This is a genomic window from Streptomyces sp. CLV115 (assembly GCF_038448545.1).
Lineage (GTDB): Bacteria > Actinomycetota > Actinomycetes > Streptomycetales > Streptomycetaceae > Streptomyces > Streptomyces sanglieri.
In genome coordinates, this window is record NZ_JBCEWQ010000001.1 from 17,592 (window position 1) to 37,133 (window position 19,542).

A 19,542-nucleotide genomic window follows, 5' to 3' on the forward strand; every position below is an offset into this window, starting at 1 on the left:
GGTTCAACCGATCGTATGGCGTAGGTCTGACATCGGATGAACCTTTTCGGTCACCGGACGTCACACCAGGGCGGCTACCGCCTCGACGCCCGAGGCCGGGTGAACGAGCGAGCGCAGTTTGTCCCGCGTCTCGGGATCGGTCGAGTAGATGACCGTGCCGACCATGCCCCGAGTGAGCAGCACCTTGTAGGTGTTGCGGATGAGCCTGTCGACGTGCGCGTCCGGGGTCGCCTTGGTGAACGACGGGTCCTTCGAAGCGGTCCGGTCCACCACCCAGTGGTCCGTGCGCCAGACCAGGTCGGGGCCGATGATCACGCCCGACCAGTCGTACTCGAAGCCCTGCGCTGTGTAGACGCAACCGACCTGGCCGAATCCGGCCGGATCGGTGGCCCACAGGGGAGCCGGCGGAGCGCCGAGCACCGACCGGTCACCGTAGAGGTTCCACGGCCGCGCCCAGTCGCCGATGACGACATCGGCGGGCAGTGACGGCATGTCCGGAGTGACCTTCGTCGTCCACTTCCAGCAGTAGCCGGCCGACATGCGCGCGCTGTAGCGGTCCACCTTCCGGCGTGCGAGGAGGAAGTCCTCAAGCTCCTGGGGGCTTTCGGCAGTCAGCAGTTGCACCTTGCCGTCCGGCTCCCAGATGGCCGGGTCGCCGCCTTCCAGGCCGAGGAGGTCGGATACCCACTTCACGTATGCGTCGCTGCCGCCGCAGCGGAACTGACCGCCCAGCTCCACCACCGCGCAGTCCACCCCCTGCTCGGCGGCGGCCCGCTCGATCTCCTCCTTGGTCCCCATCTCGCCGGGCCGCACCACCTGGTGCTGGTCGAGCAGGAACACCGGCACCCTGGCCGCGTCGATCAGCTCCGCCACTTGCGGGCGGTCGGTGCGCAGTGCTGCCTTGGTGTAGCGGTTGGCGGAGGTCTTGCGGAGCCGGTGCGCCTCGTCGCAGATCAGTACGTCGAGGTCGTTAGGCTCGGCCTCCATGAAGCTGTTGAAGTACATGAACAGCTTCTTCACCTCGGGTTTCCGGGCCCCCGCGACCTTGCGCATCGTCTTGGTGAACGACTGCGAACCGGTCGCGTGCAGGGCGGTCTCCCCGCGCCGGTACAGCTCGCCCAGCAGCGACAGAGCGATCACGCTCTTCCCGGAGCCGGGCCCCCCGGTCACCACGATCACCTGCTTGTGGTTGCCGCGCTTGGCCTTGCGCACGGCGGACAGCACCAGCTCGTACGCGAGCCGCTGCTCCGCGACGAGCACGAACTGCTCCCGGTCGCGGATCTCGGCCGCCGCGACGGCCATCAGCTGCTTCGACGGCCGCACCTTGCCCTGGAGCAGCGCGTCGGCCGCCTCCGCGCCGGGCTTCGGGGCGAGCCGAGAGCGCAGGAAGTCGAGGAAGGCGCCGCGCTGCTCACCGGTGTACATCCGGCCCTGCTGGTCCTCCGTGACTTCTCGCAGGCCGGCGACACCGAACTCGGTCGCGTTGTGCAGGAACGCCACTCCGGCCAGTGACTTCGGCATCCGCTCCAAAGCCCCGTTGAACGACAGCAGGTACTCGCAGTAGCCTCGGACCTGCTCGATGGGGTTGAGCACAGGCTGCGTGTACGCGTCGATCCGGCACAGCAGCGGCTCGTCCTCCTCCGGATAGGCCGCGCTCCACTGCTTGAGTTCCACGACCACGTAGGACGGTTCACCGGTCGTCGGATGCACTCCGGCGAGTATCGCGTCCGCACGCTTGCTCGTCAGGGGCAGGGAGTACTCCAGCATCACCTCGACGTCGCCGAGGCCCGCTTCGACCAGCGCGTTGGTGAGGGCGGGGATGCTGCGCTCCCAGGACCGCACTTCGGAGGCTCCGGGTCGGCGGCCGTGCTGGTGGACGAAGTTCTCGATCAGATGCAGCGCCAGCGACCCTTCGAGGATGCGGGCGGCCACGGACGCCGCGGACTCACGGAACAGCAAGAAATGCCCCCAGGCAGCACGAAGTAGCTCGTGCGGGTGGGGGCATGTCCTCTGCATGTCCGCTGAAGCGGAGCGGAAGCCCGGCGGGCCGCGATGATCCTCGTCATCCTAGGTCAGTGTGTAGATCACGTGGAGGGGTAGTCCGGACTCCGCACGCTCTGTGCGGTGGCTCAGCGGCCCTGTCGGCTCCGTGCGTTGACCTCGGCGAGGAGTGCGCTCAGCAACTCGTCCTGGCTCATGGGCCGCAGGTGACTCGGGTCCGCGTCCCATTCCCGCCCGCCGCCGAGTGGCCGGAGCCGGCAGTAAGGCCCGGGGTGGTCCGTGACACGTCCCACACGGTCACGGGAGGTGTCACGGACGGCCTCCCCGATGGCGGGGATCGCCTCGTCCTTCACCGGGCGATCCCGTTCATGATCACAGTGGCGAGCGCATGGGCCACGGGCGCGGAGCAGACCCCGAGGTGGACGAGCGCGTACCGGGCCTCGCCCTCGCGGTCGTCGCCCCAGGGGGTACGGATGTCCATGGCGGGGAGCTGGACGCCCGCCTGGGTGAGGGCGGCGGCGAGTGCGTCCCGGGCATCCAGTGCCTCCTTGACCTTGGGGGTGGCGGTGTCAGTGCTCGGGCTGTCGGCCGGTCGCTGCTGCTTCGTCATGGGCGCTGTCTCCTCGTGGGCTTCCGTTGTTTCCCTGACCCGGTGACATGCGGTGAATTACTCTGCGTAGTCCGGGTGTTACGAGGATGCGTCCGGATGTCGGTGCCTACGCCGTGGAATGGGGATGGGCTCCCCGCAGCGCGGTGGTGGTTCCACACCTTCCACACCCAGCCCGCGCGAACGCCTCGGAGGGGAGCGCCATGCCGCAGCGACGAGTGATCAGTGGTCGCAGTCAGGAGCCACGCCAACGATTCGCGGAGGAGCTGCGGATACTGCGGACGGGCAGCGGGACGAGCCTGCGGCAGCTTGGTGAACGGCTTGGCTGGGATTGGTCCCTGTTCGGGAAGATGGAGAAGGGCGAGACGCTCGGCAGCCCGGAGGTCGTCCAGGCACTCGACACGCATTACGGGACGCCAGGGTTGTTGCTGGCGCTGTGGGAGCTGGCGGCGGGGGACAAGTCGCAGTTCAAGGAGCGGTACCGGCGGTACATGACGCTGGAGGCGGAGGCGGTGAGTCTGTGGCACTTCGCGGTGAGTGTGTTGCCGGGGTTGTTGCAGACGGCGGGGTATGCGCGGGAGGTGCTGCGAGCCGGAGGTTACAAGGGGAAGGAGCTGGAGCAGCAGGTCGAGGCTCGGATGGGTCGGAAGTTGTTGCTGGAGGGGGAGGACGCGCCACCGTTCCGGACGATTCTGGCAGAGGCAGTTTTACGGACGCCGGTGCAGGACGAGCCAGAGTGGCGCTCGCAGCTGGAGTACCTGCTGGAGGTGTCCGAGCGGCAGAACGTCACTGTGCAAGTTCTGCTGCACAGTGCGGGAGTGCACGGACTGGTCGGTACAGAGGCGTGGTTCCTGCGCCTCGCGAACGGTCGGCCGGTGGCGTATACGGAAAATGCCCATAGCGGCGAGCTCATCGAAGAAAGCATGAGGATCGAGCGCATGCAGCGTGCCTACGATGTGGTGCGCGACATGGCTCTGTCCCCCGCCGAGTCGCGGAAGTTCATCCTGCGCATGTTGGAGGAAGTGCCGTGCGACCCATCGACTTGAGCGACGTGACCTGGCGCAAGAGCAGTTACAGCAACCCGGACGGCGGCGCGTGCGTCGAGGTGTCCGATGACATCCCCTCCGTCGTCCCGGTGCGTGACAGCAAGACCCCGCGAGGCCCGGTTCTCGTGTTCCCAGCCTGCGGCTGGTCCTCCTTCGTTACGGCGGTCAAGGGCGGGCAGCTGAACGGCTGAGCACACAGCAACGGCCTCCGCAGACCTGCCGGTCGCGGAGGCCGTCGGCGTACCTGGGCCTACTTCTTCGCTGTACGACGTCCTCGCGTGACCGCCACCGGGCGCCAGGCGCGCAGGTCGTCGTCCGTCAGGCCGTGCCTGCCCTGCTCCATCTGCCGGTCACCCCGGAAGAACGCAGCTGGGGAGGAGCCGAAGGACGAGTCGAACTCGTCGTGCCACTGGTCCAGCCACGGCTGGAGTTCGAGGAGACCTGCCAGGAACGGAGTTGTCTCCTCGGCGGTCAGCGTCTCGTGGGTGGCGATGTACGTGGTGAGCGCGTACGCCTGTTCCCGGTGATCCCAGCCGGCCCAGCCGTACAAGGCGGGGGTGGCTGCGTTGGTCTGCCCGTATGAGATGAACCGCTCCTTGGGAACGTCCAGCTTGCCGCGTGCCCGCCAGAAGGAGGGGCGCAGGAAGTCGGCCGAGGTGTACTTCGGCGGTACGGGAATGGTGTCCCGGATCTTCCGCTTGGCCGGCTCATCCTCGGCGGCGTCTTCCTGGCGCTGGAGGTCCCACACGTGTTCCCAGTCGGCGCGCTTCTTCAGTCCGGCGGGCTTGTAGCGGAGGGCCGAGAGGAACGGTACGTGCTCGTCGGTCATCAGCTCTGCGACGACGGCGGGCAGTTCCTTGCGGGGTGCGTAGATCTTGGCGACGGAGACGAAGTCCTCGTCGCGGGAGAGGCTGTCGGTGAGCCGGGGGAGCGTGACGAGGGCGGGCATCCCGTTCTCGTCGAACCAGTGGGCCCGGTCCTCGATCCGGTCGAGCAGCCACGACCGGAGAGCCTTGTCCTGGAGGGCGTCCCAGCCTTCGGTGGCCCAGCGCCGCTTGTACTCGGGGCGTTCGACCATGCCGATTGCGCGGGACGACTCGATGGCATCGATGCGCTTCTGGACGACCTCGCGGTAGGCGGCGGGCCAGTGGTCGGGGATCTCGGTGATGGGCGTGGATCCGTGCCGCTTGAACCACTCATCGCTCGCCTCGCCTGCGGCGACCCGACGAGCGAGCACGATCTCGAAGGCTCGCTCACCGAGGGCGAGTTTGGGGATGTCGGGGGAGTCAGGGTCCTCGGAGACGCGCAGATCTTCGGTGTGCAGGTTGTAGAGCGAGTAGACCTGCCAATCCAGTTCTTCTTGAAGGGCGATCATCCGGGCGCGGATGGAGTGCCAGTTGTCGAAGCCCTCGCGGAGCGCGGGAGTTGCGGGGGTGGAATCGTAAGCAAGTGTGGAGGGGGTGACGGAGATATATCGATGGGCGAGGGCGTCTACAGCGGTGGCGAGGATGGTGGGGTACTTGGATGGCAGCGGGAATCGCTCGACGTTTGATCCGTTGAATTGATAAAATCGTTCCCACTCGCTACTAGTAAAGCCGCCACCTTCTCCGCGGATACCCTTGTCGTGGCAATTCAGCTTAAGCCAGAGGCAGGCTGTTGAGCTGTTGAGGAGTCCGATTAGCTGGAGGTGATCACTTTCGCTGGCATCCGCGTCGAGCTTGATCACGGGTGCAGTCTGTTTGAAGACCTTCCCGCCTCGATCCAGCACGAAATGGTTGTGTGTCGAAACTTCCGCAAACGTGATCGACAGTGGTGTCCGGAGTTTTTTGTGAGTCAGGCGGCCGTACTCCGTCCAGCGGAGACCGGCATCCACCTTTGTCTTGGCGCCGAACATAAGATTACGTGAGATTACGGTCCGGCCCGGCCACATGTAATGGAGTACGGGCGCTACGTCTTCAACAAAGATTGGGGAGAAGTCGCCATCATACGGAAAAACCGCGTCGTCGAATCCCTCTGCGGTCCAGTCCCGGACGAGGTCACCGGTGACCATTGGGCGCCGATATTCATCTGGCAACCCGCGTCTGCGGGCACTCCGAGGCGGGATCAGATAAAGGTCGTCTTCGAGGGTAAAGCTGGTGATGCCAACTGAATCCGAGATCGAGGACAATGAAGAAGTGCTGGCTTGAGCGAGTCCCCCAACCATCTCCAGGCCACCGTTGGCCAGGATCCAGGGCTGCTTGCCGAAGTAGCGCTTTCGGTCCAGGTCGTCCACAGAGACCCACTGGCTAATCGAGCCGGGCTTGTCGATCTGTTCGACGATCGCTCGCCAGACGTGCCCCTGCTCCGGCATCTCCGGTGCCGACGGCTCGCCCTGGACGCTACGCACCGTGCGAATTGTCTCGGAGCGTCGGTTCCCCCCGCGCTGCATACCCACCAGGATGACCGTCGGTGTCCCGTGCCCCGGGATGTGCGCCCCCGAGGTGTCGATTACCTCGGTCACCTCAACCTCGTGCCCGAAGTACGTCTCGATGAGCCGAGTGCCGAACTCGCGCTTCATGAACGAGTTCGCCGTGATCTGCCCGACCAAGCCATACCCGCGCCCGCTCTCGGCGTTCCCGCCCTTCGCCAGTTCGAAGAACCTCTGCGCAAACGGCACCGACAGCGCGTACTTCCCCGCACACGCGTCGTACAGCTCCCGATACAACTCGTTGAGCTTCCTGTCCTTCACCTGGATGTACGGAGGATTCCCCACCACCACGTGGTACCGCCCAGGCTCCAGAATCCCCGGGTGCTCGTGCACGTCCTCCGTCTCGTACTTGAAGTCCGCGAGCTCGTCCGCGCCCTCTTCCTCCAAGTCGTCGAACAGATTCCCCTGCTTGTGCCGGTGCTTAATGAGCGAGTCGCCCACCGCCAGATGAATCGGCCACTCGTACTTCGCCGCATCCCCCAGCGTCCGCACCCCACTAGCCGCCATCGCCGCCACCAGCAACCGGAACCGCGCAATAGCCACCGCGAACGGGTTCAGGTCCACCCCGTGCACCGAGTCCAGCGCCGCCCGCACTCGCTCGTGCAGATCACGTCCCGGCTGCCCGTCCCCCCACAGCCGCACCAGCCTCCGAAACGCCCCCAGCACAAAGTGCCCCGACCCGCACGTTGGGTCGATCATCTTCAGGTCTTCGTAGCCGAACTCCCGTACCGCCGGGTCCATCGTCCGGTCGAGGATGAACTCCTCCACGAACTCCGGGGTCTGGAGCAGCGCGTACGTCTTCCGGGCCGCCTCGCTGAGGTCCTGGTACAGGTCACCCAGGAACCGCGTGTCCCAGCCCTCCGTACCGTCGCCCTCCTCCTCCAGCACATCCGTGAAGTCGTGGACGAGCACACCCGCCTCGTCCCGCTCACGCCAGAAGTCGACCAACTCCCGCGCACCGTCGTGCGACAACGGGATCTGGTACAGCGGGTTGTGCCGCTGGTCGAACAGCAGCCGGCCCGCCTGCCCCGCGCCCAGCTCCTCGAAGGCGCGCTCGAGCCAGCCCCGGTACGTCGGGTCCTCCGACTTGGCCATGTAGTCCTCGTACCGCGCCAGCGCCAGGTCCCGGCGGTCCGGCTCCGGAGCCGTCAGGTACGGCTCCGGGATGAGCCCGTTGTCCTCGGTGAAGCGGACGAACACCGACCCGAGCACCCACGCCACCGCGACCTGCGTGACACGCTCGTCCAGCCACGTGTTCCAGGTCGCCGCCGTACGGCCGAGCTTCCGTGCCCGGTCGTACTCGCTTTTCAGTCGCGCGCCGACCTCCGGAACCGCCTTCACCTGCTTGCCGAGGTCCGTCTCAACCGCATTGACCTGTTGCTTCAGGTCGTTCAACAGGGCTTTGCGGTCGATCACTTGTTGTCTCCCTCGGTTCCATCCAGCTGCACTGCACCCGACCGGTGGGCGTTCTTCACCCACGAGTCGGGAAGTTCGATCCACTCGCCCAGGCCCGCCTGGTACGCCACGGCCACGGACCCCAGCCGCGGCTCCCGCGCCGGGTCCGGTTGCGGCGCCAGCAGCCAGAGCCCCCGCCCGCCCTGCCGCGCCGCTTCGCCCAGCCGGTCCAGGACGCCCATTGCGTCGTACCGGGCGAACACGCCCGCCTCCGTCAGGAGGACCGGCCCACTTCCCGCCTCCGGCTTCAGAAGCTCCCGCACGCGCGGCTCTACCGTGCCCCAGGCCGTCGTCACGTACTCAGCGAACTTCAGCGCGCCCCGCGAGCCCGGCTCGGCGACATCCGCTTTCAGTAGGGTCTCCCAGGTCGGCTTGGTGGCCGGCGGGACGAGGGAGTGCATGGACTCCAGGAAGAGTTCGGTCACGGAGACCGGCTGGGCGCCGATCCGGGCGGCGGTGAGTTCCCGTACCGCGTCGACCGTACGGCCGTGGTGCACGGTCAGGACCCGATAACCGTCCTGCCGCGCCGAGGAGATGAGCCGTTCGTCGGCGCGGACCGCGCCCGCGAGGAGCGGGTCGTCCGAGTACCGCGTCACCGCGCCGGTGTCGGTAGTCTGGCGCCAGGCGCCGCTCGTCAGGTAGCTGGACGCGCTGTCCATCCGCGTGGGCAGGTAGCGCAGGGTCTTGGTGTCCTCGCGCGTGAACAGGGTGAGTTCGAAGCCGGCGTCGCGCAGGGCCTTGGTCAGGGGGCCGCCGGTCGGCAGCTCGTGCGTCGAGCCGCCCCGGCCGTCCGGGACGACGAGCTCCGGGAAGCGGGCTCGTACGAGCTCGTGGATGTCCTCGCCCGTGAGGCCCGGCTGACGGGCCTCCGGCACGCCCGGGATCAGTCGGACCAGGCCGGCCTGGGTGAGCCGGAGGGCCCGTACCAGGGGCAGGTCGCGAGGGTAGATCTCCAGGCGCGGTGTCGCCGCCGCGTTCGCCGAGGCGGCGGCAGCCAGTTCGACGAGGCGCCGCTCGTCCCACTCGACCAGGCCGGGGGGCGGGGCGAGCGCGCCCATCTCGTTCAGGACCGTGGTTGCGGTCGGCAGGGTCCCCTGGCGGGTGAGCCGGTCGGCCGTCCTGCCCAGGCGCATCGCGTAGTCGAGCAGGCCGGGGGCCGTCGGGGTGTCCGGGGCGTCGCCGTCCCGGACGTCCAGGGCGAGCAGGCCCGCGGCGAGGGATTCCTCGGTGGCCTTGCGGTTGGGCTGGTGCTGGAACTCGGCCTCCTCCGGCTCAAGTTGCTCCACCTCCACCACGGCCCGTACCGCAGCCAGTGCCAGCGCCCGACGCTGCTCGCGCTCGGAGAGCTGCGTACCGCGCCGTACGGCGAGGGCGTCGGCGATCTCGACGGCGGAGGCGACACGGCCGAGCCCCGCGAGGAGATCCATGATCTCCTCGCGCAGAGCCTGCGCCGCCGGGAGCTTCTTCCAGCGCTTGCGCTCCTCCTTCAGCATCTGCGGGATACGTCCCGCCGACAGATGGAGGGCCTCCGCCACGTCCTTCTGCTTGGGCCAGACGCCGATGTCGGGCAGTTCGCCGCGCTCGTCGGGCAGCCGGAGAAGGAGCCGGACCATCTCGACCTTGTTGCTGTTGGAGCGGTTGTTGTTCAGCTCGGGCACGAAGATCGTGGCGAGGGTGTCCAGGCTGACCGAACGCAGCGCCTGCCCTGTCAAGCCGCCCGCGCCGTCACTCGCGGCGAGGGCGCCGAGCACCGCCGACTCGGTCACGGTGAGCTGGGCAAGCTCTTCCTTGGCTTCGGCCCGGCCCTTCGGGGTCAGCGGGGAGAGGGGCGCCTCGCTCAGCAGCCTGCCCCACTGGCGCTGGCGGCGCTGCACCTCGGTGCGGGTCTTGGTGCCGAGGCCGGGGGCGTTGAGGAGCTTGCTGCGGCTGTAGTCGAGGAGGCCGCCGACGGTGGTGATGCCGAGGCCGTACAGGAAGGACTCGGCGGCCGGGGTGAGGCCGGCGGACGACAGGTGCGTGTCCCGGGTGACCGCCGCGGCCAGCTTGTCGCGCTGCTGGTCGGCGGTGAGGGGTTCGGCGTCCGCGATGACGGGCCCGCCGTCGGCCGGGGTCTGGTCGACGACCGGCTCGGGGTGGCGGGAGCGGTGGCTGGACGGCACCGTCTGCGAGGCGTCCAGGAAGATCTTCCGCCAGGCATCCCGCATCGGCTTGAGCTCGGGGAAGCGCTTGGATGCGTCCCGGTGCAGGGCCTTCTGGAAGAAGGCCACCAGGCCGTCCCGCACGGCAGGTTCGAAGGCGTCGGCGGCGACGGCCGCGTGCGGGACTTCCTTCTGGTCCGTCATCCGAGGCGGCACGGAGCCGTCGCCCCACTTGGGCAGCTCGCCGGAGGCCATCTGGTGCAGAGTGACCGCGACGGCGTACCGCTCGGCGTGCGAGTCGTACGCGGTGCGGGTCAGGGTGCCGATGAACGGGTCGAGGTACCCCTCCGTGCCGGCCTCGTACTCCTTCGCCGGGTAGCCCGCCAGCGAGAAGTCGATCAGGACCAGCTCGCGGGTGCGGTTGGGGCGGATGCGGATGGCGATGTTGTCCGGCTTGATGTCGCGGTGCCAGACGCTCTCGCCCTCCAGGAAGTCGACGGCGCCGAACAGGTAGTCGCCGTATGCCTCCAGCTGGTCCATCTGGAGCCGGCCGCGCTCGCGGAGCTGGCGTGCGACCGTCTCCTCGCGGCGACGGGGTCGGGTCCGGGTGCCGGTCTCGGCGGCCTCGGCAGCGTCGTCGGAGGCCTCGCGTTCGTCACCCACGTACTCCAGGGCAAGGACGGTACGCCCCGCGATGCGCAGCGGCTCCGGCTCGACGAGCCGGATCACCCGGGAGTCCGGGCGCAGCCGGCCCATCACCTCTGCCTCTTGGACCAGCACGTCGCCGCGGCTGTCCGAGAGGCCCACCTTGAGTACCGCCAGCGGGCGCGTCCTGCGCGCCTCCGCCTCCAGGTCGCGTACGAGGAACGCCCTGCTGGTGGACCCGGTGCCGAGACGGCGGCGGACTTCCCAGCGACCGCCGAGCACATCACCCGCCACGGCCTCCAGCGGGTCCTTCTCGGGGGTCTCGAACTCAGCTTCGGCTTCGACAAGTGCGGTCGTCGGCGCCGTCAGGCCGTCCTCGACCAGCTCCAGCATTTCCAGGAACTCGTCCACCGAGGACAGGCGCTGGCCCGGCCGGTATGCGGTGGCCGCCTGCACCAGTTCGTCGATGTCCGGGGACATCCCGTCCACGAGGGAACTGGGACGCAGGCCCTCACCCGCCTCCAGGCGTGCGAGCAGCTCGGCCTGGCTCGCCGCCGGAGCCTTGCCTGTCACCAGTAGATAGGTGAGGACTCCGAGACCGTACACGTCCAGGTAGACGGGGTCGGCGCTGAGAGCGGTCAGCTCGGGGGCGAGATAGGGGTCGGAACCTTCGGACAGGTGCATCGCCGACAGGGCTGTGGGCGCGAAGCGGGTCATGCCCTGGCCTGTGGCACCACTCGAGCCGGAGCCGCGCTGCGTGGCGATCTGCCAGTCCGAGATCTCCAGGCGGGGGGTGAGCCAGGCAGCGTCCTCGCCGACGGTGTGCCCCTGGCGGCCACGGTCCCGTGGGATGACATGTACGGAGCGGGCGGCCAGCGCCCGGTGGTGGATCCGGCTGGAGTGCGCGGACCGCATCGTCTCGGCGAGCTGGCGGACGAGGGCCATCCGGCCGAGGATGTCGAGCTTCTTGCCGTGCTGGAGCAGGTATTCGTCGAGGCGGAGGGTGTGCGGGTGGTAGTCGAAGATCAGAGCCGGCCCTGCGGAATGCCCGGACGGGAAGTACTGCTTCAGCCCCACGACTCCGGGGTGGCGGAACCGCTGGAGTACCGCTGCCTCGCGACGGGCGGCGTTCTCCACCGACCGCCGGAGGGTGGCGTCCGAGCCGCGCTCGCTCAAGTAGACACGGACGCGGGCGATCTCCGGCAGTTCTGTGTGGCCGGCCCGGTAGTCGGCCCATGTCGGACCGGAATCGAAGGACTTCCGCTCGAGCTGGTAGGGGCCGACCTTGTATTCGGCTTCGCTGCGCCGGATGCCGATCCGGTCGAGTGCTGTCTTGATATCGCGCGAGTCGACAGCCGTGATCCGGCGCCTTTCGTCGCGCGGCGGCTGCTGGAGCATGGCCACCAGCTCGGCGACGGTATGAACACCGTTCTGGTCGTGCGCTGGCAGCCGGACCCGCAGGCCGCCGTCGGTGAAGCAGACCGCCTCGCCCACCCACACCCGCCTGCCGTTCTGGCCGAGCAGCGTGGCCAGCTCCTTCGCCTTCTTGTTGACTAGGTGGAGGGGATTTCCGTGGGGACGACGATGGCCGCCGGGGGTGGTCTGGATCCAGGTGCCGTTCTCGCTGGTCACGGAGCCGTGCCAGTCCTTCAGCTCGATCATGCATACGCCGCCGGGGGCCACGACGAGCAGATCGACCTCGCGGACGTGTCCGGTGTTCGCGGTGAAGGTGAAATTCGACCAGGCCCGCCAGGGGTCGGAGTCCGGCAGCTTCTCCCGGATGGCTTCCAGACCGCGGTGCTCATGGTCGAACTCGGACTCGGTGACCGTGGTCCACCGGCCTTCCCGCATGTGCTGTCCCCGCCCTTTGATTCCGTGCCGAGTGGGTGTCCGCTCCCGGGCACCCCGTGCCGTTCCACCGCCGGCCCGACCAGGTCGCAGACCCCGTGAATCCTAACCGTGAGCGCTGACACCGGAGGTGTCCTCGATGAAGCCGCAGAGGCATGGGGATGATTACCGAAAGGTCGGTACTACGTCCCGAACTGGCTATATCTGGGTAAATGGGACGTTATCTCTGTGCTCTGGCTGCGAGGCAGTCCGGGGACGTCGGGGTCCCACTGGGCGCGGCTGGGTGACCGCGCCGTCCTCGAGCGTGGCGACCTGGTCACCTCTGGCGTCGTGGTCGCAGGCGCAGGTGGCGCGCCCGATAGTGGCGGGGGAGATCTACCCGGCCGGGTCCCCGCCTGTGAGGGTGTTGGAGCCGGTCATGCGTCCCGCCCCGTCGTAGCCGAAGGTGGCGTCGAGCGTGCCATCCGAGTAGCCGATCTTGGTGAGCAGGCCGCTGGCGTAGTCCAGCCACCCAGGCCGAAAAGGCGTCATTCCGCGAAATGCCGACGGGGTAGACCCTGAAGAAGGGGAGCCAGGGCACGGGCACAGCCAAGGGGGAGCCGTCATGTCCGGACCGTCGTACGTTCCCGTCCTGTCGGCGGCGCCGCATGCCATCGCGGCGTACCGGCAGTTGAGTCCGGCTGTTCAGGGATCGGTGGTGCCGCTCTGGAACCTTCCGCCGCGTCATGGGTCGGTACGCGACGTACTCGTCGCACACACACGGCGCGAAGCGCATGCTGTGAGCAGAGTGCAGCGCCATCATCCGGCCTGGATCGATACCCCCTTCGCAGGGGAGGTCCAACTGCGGGTCTTCATGTCCGTGCTGGCCGACCTCGGTGAGCTGAGCGCACTGCGTCCGGTCACCGGGCCCGACCGTCCTGAGTTCCAGCAGACAGCCGCGCTGGAGGCTGCGAGGCGCAGCGGGAGCGGCGTCGGCATACGGGTGGCACTGCCGGGCGAGTGGGACGATCACGCAGCCCACGCTGTTCGCGCCCTGCTCGCCCGCCTGGATCCTGCCGACGAGGCGGATCTGCTCCTCGACCTGGGTACAGTCTTGGGCGATCGCCCCGGTGCCGGAAAGGAGGCACTGCGCGCGCTCGACGCTCTGATGCCCCTGACGCCCTGGAGAACCGCAGCCTTTCTGAGCGGTGGGTTCCCGTCCGTGACCGCGAAAATGCTGGAGGAAGGACTGCGCGCCGAACCTCGCACGGACTGGCTCGTCCGGCGTGAGCTGACCGCCGCCGCCCGCGCCTACGTCCCGTGGCTCAGCTTCGGCGACTACGGCATCCAGTCCGCCCGGGCCATCGCACGCGAGCCGTCGGCGGGCGGGGGCGGCCCCGCCTGGGGCGTGCTTCGCTACACCACCGCCGAGTCGTTCGTCCTCGCCAAAGTACTTGCGCGAGGCGAGGACCGGACCGCCGTGAACCGGGCGGCGGCCCGCCAGCTGCTTGAACTGCCTGACTTCCGGGGCGCGGTGGCCGGTGCAGGCGAGAGCTGGCTGAGGGACTGCGCGTGCGGCTACGGCACCAAGGGCACCGGGAATGCCTCCGTCTGGCTTCGCGTCGGCAACCTCCAGCACATGACCTACGTCGTGCGGAGCCTGCGGGAATGACGGCGCCTTTCTGTCCCTGTTCGGCTCCCCGACGCATCAGCTGAACAGTGGCTCCAACACCGCCTTGCCGGCCAGGATCCGCCATGCCGGGACCCGGACAGTCCGGGTCACCGGCCCGGCCTTCGCCCCGGCACCACCGGACGGGAGTCCGGTCAGCAGGTCGGCCCGTGCGTGGGTCAGCCGCAGGTGCCGGGCCGGATCCTGGTTGTTGCGGGGGCCAGGATCGATCAGCACGGCGGTATTCGTGCCGTCCACAGTGAACAGCAGATCCACGGTCTGCCCACCGACGACGGCCGCACGCTCCAGATCGGTGATCCCGCGTTCCCCCAGGTACTCCTGGAGCCGGTCCGCGAGTTCTTCGCGGACGCCGGAGACCGTCTCCGCCCTGACCGCGGTGTCCTGGTCGGCATACGCGTCCGTGCGCAGCACCGCCGACCGCTCGGCGAGCAATGCGGGCAGCCCCGCCTGTTCCTGCCAGAACGCGTGACTGCCCACGGTGATCAGCTGAGACTTTGCCCGGGTGACGGCAACGTTCCACAAATTGACCTGACTCGCCACCCAATGCGCCGTCCGCGGAGGGGTGTTGTCGGTTGCTACCGGGCTCAGGACCATGACATCGCGCTGCCCGCCCTGAAAGGCGTGCACGGTTCCCACCCTGACCCGCTCATTGTCCGGCCAGAAGCGGGCGAGCACTTCCTTCTGGGCCCGGAAAGGCGTGACCACACCGACCGTCGCATCCGGCGGAAGCCGCAGCAGTAGCTCGTCCACCGTCTCCCGCACCCGCCCCGCCTCCGCCGCGTTGCGCCATGACTGGCCGCTGCCACCCCGCGCCGACTCACCGTGGGGCACGTCCACCCACCCCAGCACCGGTGCCGGGTCGTTCCTGCCGAACGGATCGGAAGCCGGTACCTGCCTGCGGACGTCAGTGAGGACCTGCAACTGTCCCGCGTAGCAGTAGCCGTTGACGATGTCCGCGATCGCTGGATGGCAGCGGTAGTGCTCGTCGAGCAGCAGCGCTGACTCGCCGTGCTGTGCGGCCGCGTGGTACGACGCGTACACGTGGTAGGCGAGCCGGTGGTCCTCCAGCTGTGCGGCGCTGAGCCCGGCCCGCACCCGCGCCTGCCGTTCCTGCTGCGCCGTGATGCCGGGGATGTGCCCGAGCTGCATGGGGTCACCGATGATCAGTGCCCGCTTGGCCCGGAAGAGCAGGGGAAGGACCGCCGGGATCGAGCACTGGCTCGCTTCGTCGATCACCACCAGGTCGAAGAGCTTCGGCGTCAGTTCCAGCTGGCGCACCGAATGCGTGCTGATGGCCCACGCCTTGAGGTGCGTCATCAGGTTGCGCTGGCTCTTCTGGAAGCCTGACCGGCGACGCAGCGCCTGGAGCCGTTGGCCCATGAGCGAGCGTCCTCGGGTCATGGCCTCCGCCGCCACGGTCCGGGCCAGTTCACCCGACACCTCCGACAGCCCGGCGGCCGTCTCCAGCCGTGCCTGCTTCAGCTGCTCCTCGTCCCGGCCGAGGAGCAGGGGCACGCGTTCTCGCAGCGCCCGTTCCACGGCCACAGCCTCCGCCAGAGCGAGCAGGAGCTCGGGTGGCGCGGGCCGTGCCGAGGCCCAGGACGGCCACGGGTCGGCCGGCGCCGCACCGGAACCGGCGACGAACGCCGAGAGGGCACGTCCCCTGCGCCATCGGCCGAAGCCGAACCATCGGGCCCGGGCGGCCCCACGGGCCCGCTCCTCCCAGCGGGAGAGCGTGTCGGTCTCGTCGTCGGCCCAGAGCCCTTCGAGCAGTTCTACGGCCAGGCCGAGGGTGTCGGCCTCCTGGGCGCGCTGCCGTAGCAACTCCACCAACGTCATTTCGTCGCCCACCAGCCGCGCCGCATCCGCCCGGTGTGCGAGCGCTCGCGCGTGCCGGTTGCGAAGGTCACCGGCCACGGTTGCAGTCCCGCGTCCCGGAGGCTCAGCGGAGCGGCTGAGAAGTTGCTCCAGTTTCGCGGCCTCCCGCTCCAGCGCCGCGGCGTTGCCCGTCCGCATCAGCAGGCCGGGCGAGATCGCGTCACAGCGGTCGGCCACCACGTTTACGGCTTCGTTGTTCGTGGAGGCGACCAGCACGGTCTGGCCTGCGGCGACGGCCGTCGCGACCACGGCCGTCACGACCTCGCTCTTGCCGGTACCGGGTGGCCCGGTTGCGACGGTCAGTGGACGGGTCATCGCCGCGCTGATCACGCGCTCCTGGCTCTCGTTGCACGGCCCCGGGGCGACGACACCCGGCGCTTCACGGTCCACCACCGCCTCGTCGCCGCCCGTGAGGAGCGCGTCCAGCGCGGTGCCGGGCATCTGTGCGGTACGTGTCGACATCTGGAGCAGGTTGTCCACGAGCGCCTCGGTCGCGATCCGTTCCACACCCGAGGGCGCGAGGAGAACCGCGGCGTTATGAGCACCGGGCCGTAGCGAGTCCATCACGGATCGCTCACTGAGCGCCGACAGGTCCAAGGGCTCCAGCTCCGGAACACCGAGTTCCGCCAGAAGCTCGCGCACGGCCCGCACCATCTGCGTGCCGTTGCCCTCCTGCCAGGTCGGCTGCCAGCGGGCCAGGAGGTCCGCAGCGGCCTCATCGTCCAGCAGGTCCGTGATCAGCCCCGTGTGGAGAGAGGGAACCCCGTTCGGGCGGAGCCTGTCACGGCCGTCTTCATCGGGGGCGAGTTCCATCGACTGGATCAGCAACGGCGCGATCCGCACCGCGGCCCGGCGTCGGCCGTCCCCGCCGCGCTCGGGAAGGGTGATCGCCGGATATCCGTACCAGTACTCCTGGAGCCCGGCTCCATTCGCAGATCCGGCCCCTCCACCCTTCGGCCTCGGCAGCTGGGAGGGAGCGGGGAAGGTGGGGCCGAGCCCGGACTGGATCGTCTCGGACCCCTGCCCCAGCAAGAAGTACGCGGAGCCTCGTCCGCTGTCCCGATCGGGCAGCATGCCCGACGCCGCCTGCGCGCTCAAGCAGTGCACGTAGTAACGCAGCAGCCGTTGCCGGTCGACGCCGTCCCGGGCGTCGAGCCCGGCCAGTTCCCGCGCCTTCAGCAGCGCGGGGGAGGTGTTCCGGTCGGCCCGGGTGCTGCCGTCGCCGGGCAGGGCGGGAAGGTTCACCGACCGCGCCACGGAGCGTGCCAGGGGGAGCGAACTCGTGGCCCGAATCGTGGACTTGGTCGGCCGCTGCTCCTGCGGCACTCCGGCGCGCACCATCTGGGCGGTCAGGTACGTGAAGAGGTCGTCCGGTGTGATCCAGCCACTGTCCTTGATGCGCCCCGAACGCAGCCCCTCCACGATCTCACCGGTGAATCGGGAGGTGCCGAGGGAGGACCCGGCCGGGGCCATCGCCGAAGCGGCCTGGAGGGCGTCGGAGGCGGTGATGAAGTACACCCCGGTCGGATGCAGCAGTGTGCTGGGCGCGGGCCGGGCATCCGACTTGGATGCGCCCTTGGCGGTCCAGCCCTGTACGACGGAACCGCTGGAGCAGCAGTCCAGCAGTACCACTTTCGAGGATGCCCGGCAGGACTGGAGCATCCGCTCCAGGAACTCGGCGGGCACCGCCGTTCCCGGCAGGTCGTCCGGATCGGCATCCCGGGTGAGAAAGTACAGCTGGCCGTCCGCCTCGCAGAACTCTCCATGGCCGCTGAAGTAGAGCAGAGCGGTCTCGATGGGCTGCCGCTCCTCCAGGAACGTCTCGATCGCGTGCAGCATCTCGGCGCGGGTCGGCTCGGCGACTATCGCGCAGTCGTTGTACATGCCGATCTCGGTGCTCTCCAGCACCGCCTGCATGTAGTGCAGGTCGGCCCGGACGGGCGGCAGATCGTGGTAGCGGTCACTGTCGTACGTGGATACGCCGATGAGCATGGCGTACCGGTCGTTGTCACTCACTCGGCGGTCGGTCCGTCTCCGTGGAGGTCCTCCGAGCCGTCGGTGAGGAAACGCTCGATCCGCTCGTCGTCGACCCGCGCCTCTTTCCCGGAGATGCGCAGCGTCGCCCCGTCGGGCCGGGTGACGACGATGGTCCGCTGCGGCACGCGTGCCAGCCAGATCTGAACGGCGGCGGCGGCCAAGGAACCGCCGCCGAACATTAGCCCGATCAGGTCGGCGGCCGGGCCGCCCTTGAGACTGTCGTCGGTGCCCGGATCCTGAGGTCGGGGAACATCGAGTGCGGCGTGCGGATCTGTGTCGGTGATCGCCGCGAGCAGCTCCCGCGCTTCGCGCCGGGAGCGCAGCGGGTCCTCGTCGACGATGGAGAGGCGGTAGCCCACCGGCCCCGCGTGGATGGTGCTCACGTTCACTGTGTCCTTTGGTTCCCCATGCGGCGGATACACGGATCCGCAAGGCTATCTGGGGCATAGCGCGGCGCTCCCTGGGTAGCCGAAACCGGCCGGTCAATGGCGTGAAACGCGCAGCTCGGCCCGTGCGGTCCTTCCTGTCCGGATCGGCATCGACTTCTTCGCACACCGGGTCGTGCGATGCGACCCCTTCGAGACCGACACCTGAACGGCAGGTCGCGTGGCGTTCTGCGGGTGGAAGTGGTCTGCCATGCCTCGTGGCAAGTAGCTCCCGGAAGGGTTCGAGAAGGACGCGGTCGATCTGTGCTCTCCTCACCGAAGAGCGAGGAGGTCGACGCGCTGAAAGCACGGGTCAGAGAACTGGCCCGGCTGCTGTCCGAGCGGAATCACGAGCTGACGCATGTAGGCGTCTTGTGGTCGGGACGGCTCAGCTTCCCGGAAACCCGCTTCCGGACGGCTGGTCAGACGACGAGGTCCGGGAGGCTGTCCCGCACGATCGGCTCGCGGGCAAGGGCGGCGATCGTCGCCCTCGCGGCTGTGGCCCTGGTCTGCGCGTCGATGCTATGGGCTCACTATCGTTTCGTTCCCGCGCGCATAGGACGCTTGCCCGCTGTCCACGACGGGCGAGGTCGCCCTGCTGCCCGACGAGATGTCATACGCCTTACCCGGCTCGCCGGGAAGGACCATGGTCTCTTCCGCCATGCTCGCTTCTCCGACCACGGCGGAGCAGCAGGCACTCCTCGCGCACGAGCGGGCGCATCTGGCGTGCCGACAGCACCGCCTGCTGCTGGCCGCCCAATTGGCCGGCTACGCCAATCCACTTCTGCGGCCTCTCCGCGTGGCCATCTCGTACACCACCGAACGTTGGGCGGACGAGGAGGCTGCCCTCCACACTGGTGACCGGCTGCTTACTGCCCGCGCCGTCGGGAAGGCGGCGCTCGTCTCACACCGGGCCGCCGCCCCGGCCTTCGCGGCCTTCGCCGTGGCCGGGCCCGTCCCGCGACGCGTGGCCGCGTTGCTGGGTTCGGTGCCACCGGAGCGCGGCTGGCCGCCGGCGCTCACTTCGACAGGCGTCGCGGCGTTCGTCGCCGCCTCGGGAACAGCCGTGTCCACCCTCTCGTCGCTGAACGCGGCCTTCGCACTCTTCGTCGTACTCGAAGTGGCGACGCCGCTGTAAGGCGTGGGGCCCGAGTCACAGAACCCGACGGAAAGCCGGCATCCGGCGCAGTTGATCGTCGGGTTGAGGGGCTGGATCTCGATCTTGGACGGGCCGTACGGTCCCGTGATCCGCTCATCCGCAATGCCCGGATCCTCGTCGGGCTGCTCCAGCTCGACATCGGTGACATCCTGATCCGGTCAAACGGG

Annotated in this window: 10 protein-coding genes and 1 pseudogene; 4 read left to right on the forward strand and 7 right to left on the reverse strand. The window is 68.7% G+C overall.

Features of this window, described 5'->3' with window-relative positions:
• Nucleotides 1–60: 60 nt before the first annotated feature.
• Complete coding sequence (locus tag AADR41_RS00045; protein ID WP_342279257.1) at nt 61–1,959, reverse strand: DUF2075 domain-containing protein; 1,899 nt, start codon at nt 1,957–1,959, stop codon at nt 61–63.
• Nucleotides 1,960–2,350: 391 nt separating this feature from the next.
• Nucleotides 2,351–2,611, reverse strand: a complete 261-nt coding sequence (locus AADR41_RS00050) for a hypothetical protein (RefSeq protein ID WP_342279259.1) — start codon at nt 2,609–2,611, stop codon at nt 2,351–2,353.
• 200 nt (nt 2,612–2,811) lie between these two features.
• On the opposite strand from AADR41_RS00050, the gene AADR41_RS00055 reads away from it, so the two are divergent.
• Together AADR41_RS00055 and AADR41_RS00060 are read left to right on the forward strand one after the other, a co-directional pair.
• Entirely contained in the window at nt 2,812–3,654 is an 843-nt protein-coding gene (locus AADR41_RS00055; RefSeq protein ID WP_342279260.1) for a helix-turn-helix domain-containing protein, read from the forward strand.
• On the forward strand, nt 3,636–3,845 hold the full coding sequence (locus AADR41_RS00060) for a DUF397 domain-containing protein (protein ID WP_342279261.1): 210 nt from the start codon (nt 3,636–3,638) through the stop codon (nt 3,843–3,845). The genes AADR41_RS00055 and AADR41_RS00060 overlap by 19 nt, the downstream gene beginning before the upstream one ends.
• Nucleotides 3,846–3,904: 59 nt before the next feature.
• Here the strand turns inward: AADR41_RS00060 and pglX are convergent, their stop codons facing one another.
• From pglX to AADR41_RS00075, 3 genes are all read right to left on the reverse strand, one after another.
• Nucleotides 3,905–7,537 carry a BREX-2 system adenine-specific DNA-methyltransferase PglX gene (gene pglX / locus AADR41_RS00065; RefSeq protein WP_342279262.1) on the reverse strand — a complete coding sequence of 1,211 codons (3,633 nt, stop codon included), beginning with the start codon at nt 7,535–7,537 and terminating at the stop codon, nt 3,905–3,907.
• Entirely contained in the window at nt 7,534–12,210 is a 4,677-nt protein-coding gene (gene pglW, locus AADR41_RS00070; RefSeq protein ID WP_342279263.1) for a BREX system serine/threonine kinase PglW, read from the reverse strand. Before pglW ends, pglX begins: the two co-directional genes overlap by 4 nt.
• A 372-nt stretch (nt 12,211–12,582) precedes the next feature.
• Nucleotides 12,583–12,738, reverse strand: a complete 156-nt coding sequence (locus AADR41_RS00075) for a hypothetical protein (protein WP_342279264.1) — start codon at nt 12,736–12,738, stop codon at nt 12,583–12,585.
• Between the two features lie 73 nt (nt 12,739–12,811).
• Between AADR41_RS00075 and AADR41_RS00080 the strand changes: the two genes are divergently transcribed.
• The gene (locus tag AADR41_RS00080) at nt 12,812–13,858 is read left to right on the forward strand and encodes a beta family protein (RefSeq protein WP_342279265.1); all 1,047 of its coding nucleotides are present in this window, start codon (nt 12,812–12,814) and stop codon (nt 13,856–13,858) included.
• A 36-nt stretch (nt 13,859–13,894) separates the two neighbouring features.
• Here the strand turns inward: AADR41_RS00080 and AADR41_RS00085 are convergent, their stop codons facing one another.
• Nucleotides 13,895–17,770 carry a caspase, EACC1-associated type gene (locus AADR41_RS00085; protein ID WP_342279266.1) on the reverse strand — a complete coding sequence of 1,292 codons (3,876 nt, stop codon included), beginning with the start codon at nt 17,768–17,770 and terminating at the stop codon, nt 13,895–13,897.
• Nucleotides 17,767–18,174: an effector-associated constant component EACC1 gene (locus AADR41_RS00090; protein WP_342279267.1), complete on the reverse strand. Its 408-nt coding sequence runs from the start codon at nt 18,172–18,174 to the stop codon at nt 17,767–17,769. Before AADR41_RS00090 ends, AADR41_RS00085 begins: the two co-directional genes overlap by 4 nt.
• 260 nt (nt 18,175–18,434) lie before the next feature.
• Between AADR41_RS00090 and AADR41_RS00095 the strand changes: the two are divergent.
• Nucleotides 18,435–19,354, forward strand: a pseudogene (locus AADR41_RS00095) (M56 family metallopeptidase).
• The last annotated feature ends 188 nt before the right edge of the window (nt 19,355–19,542 follow it).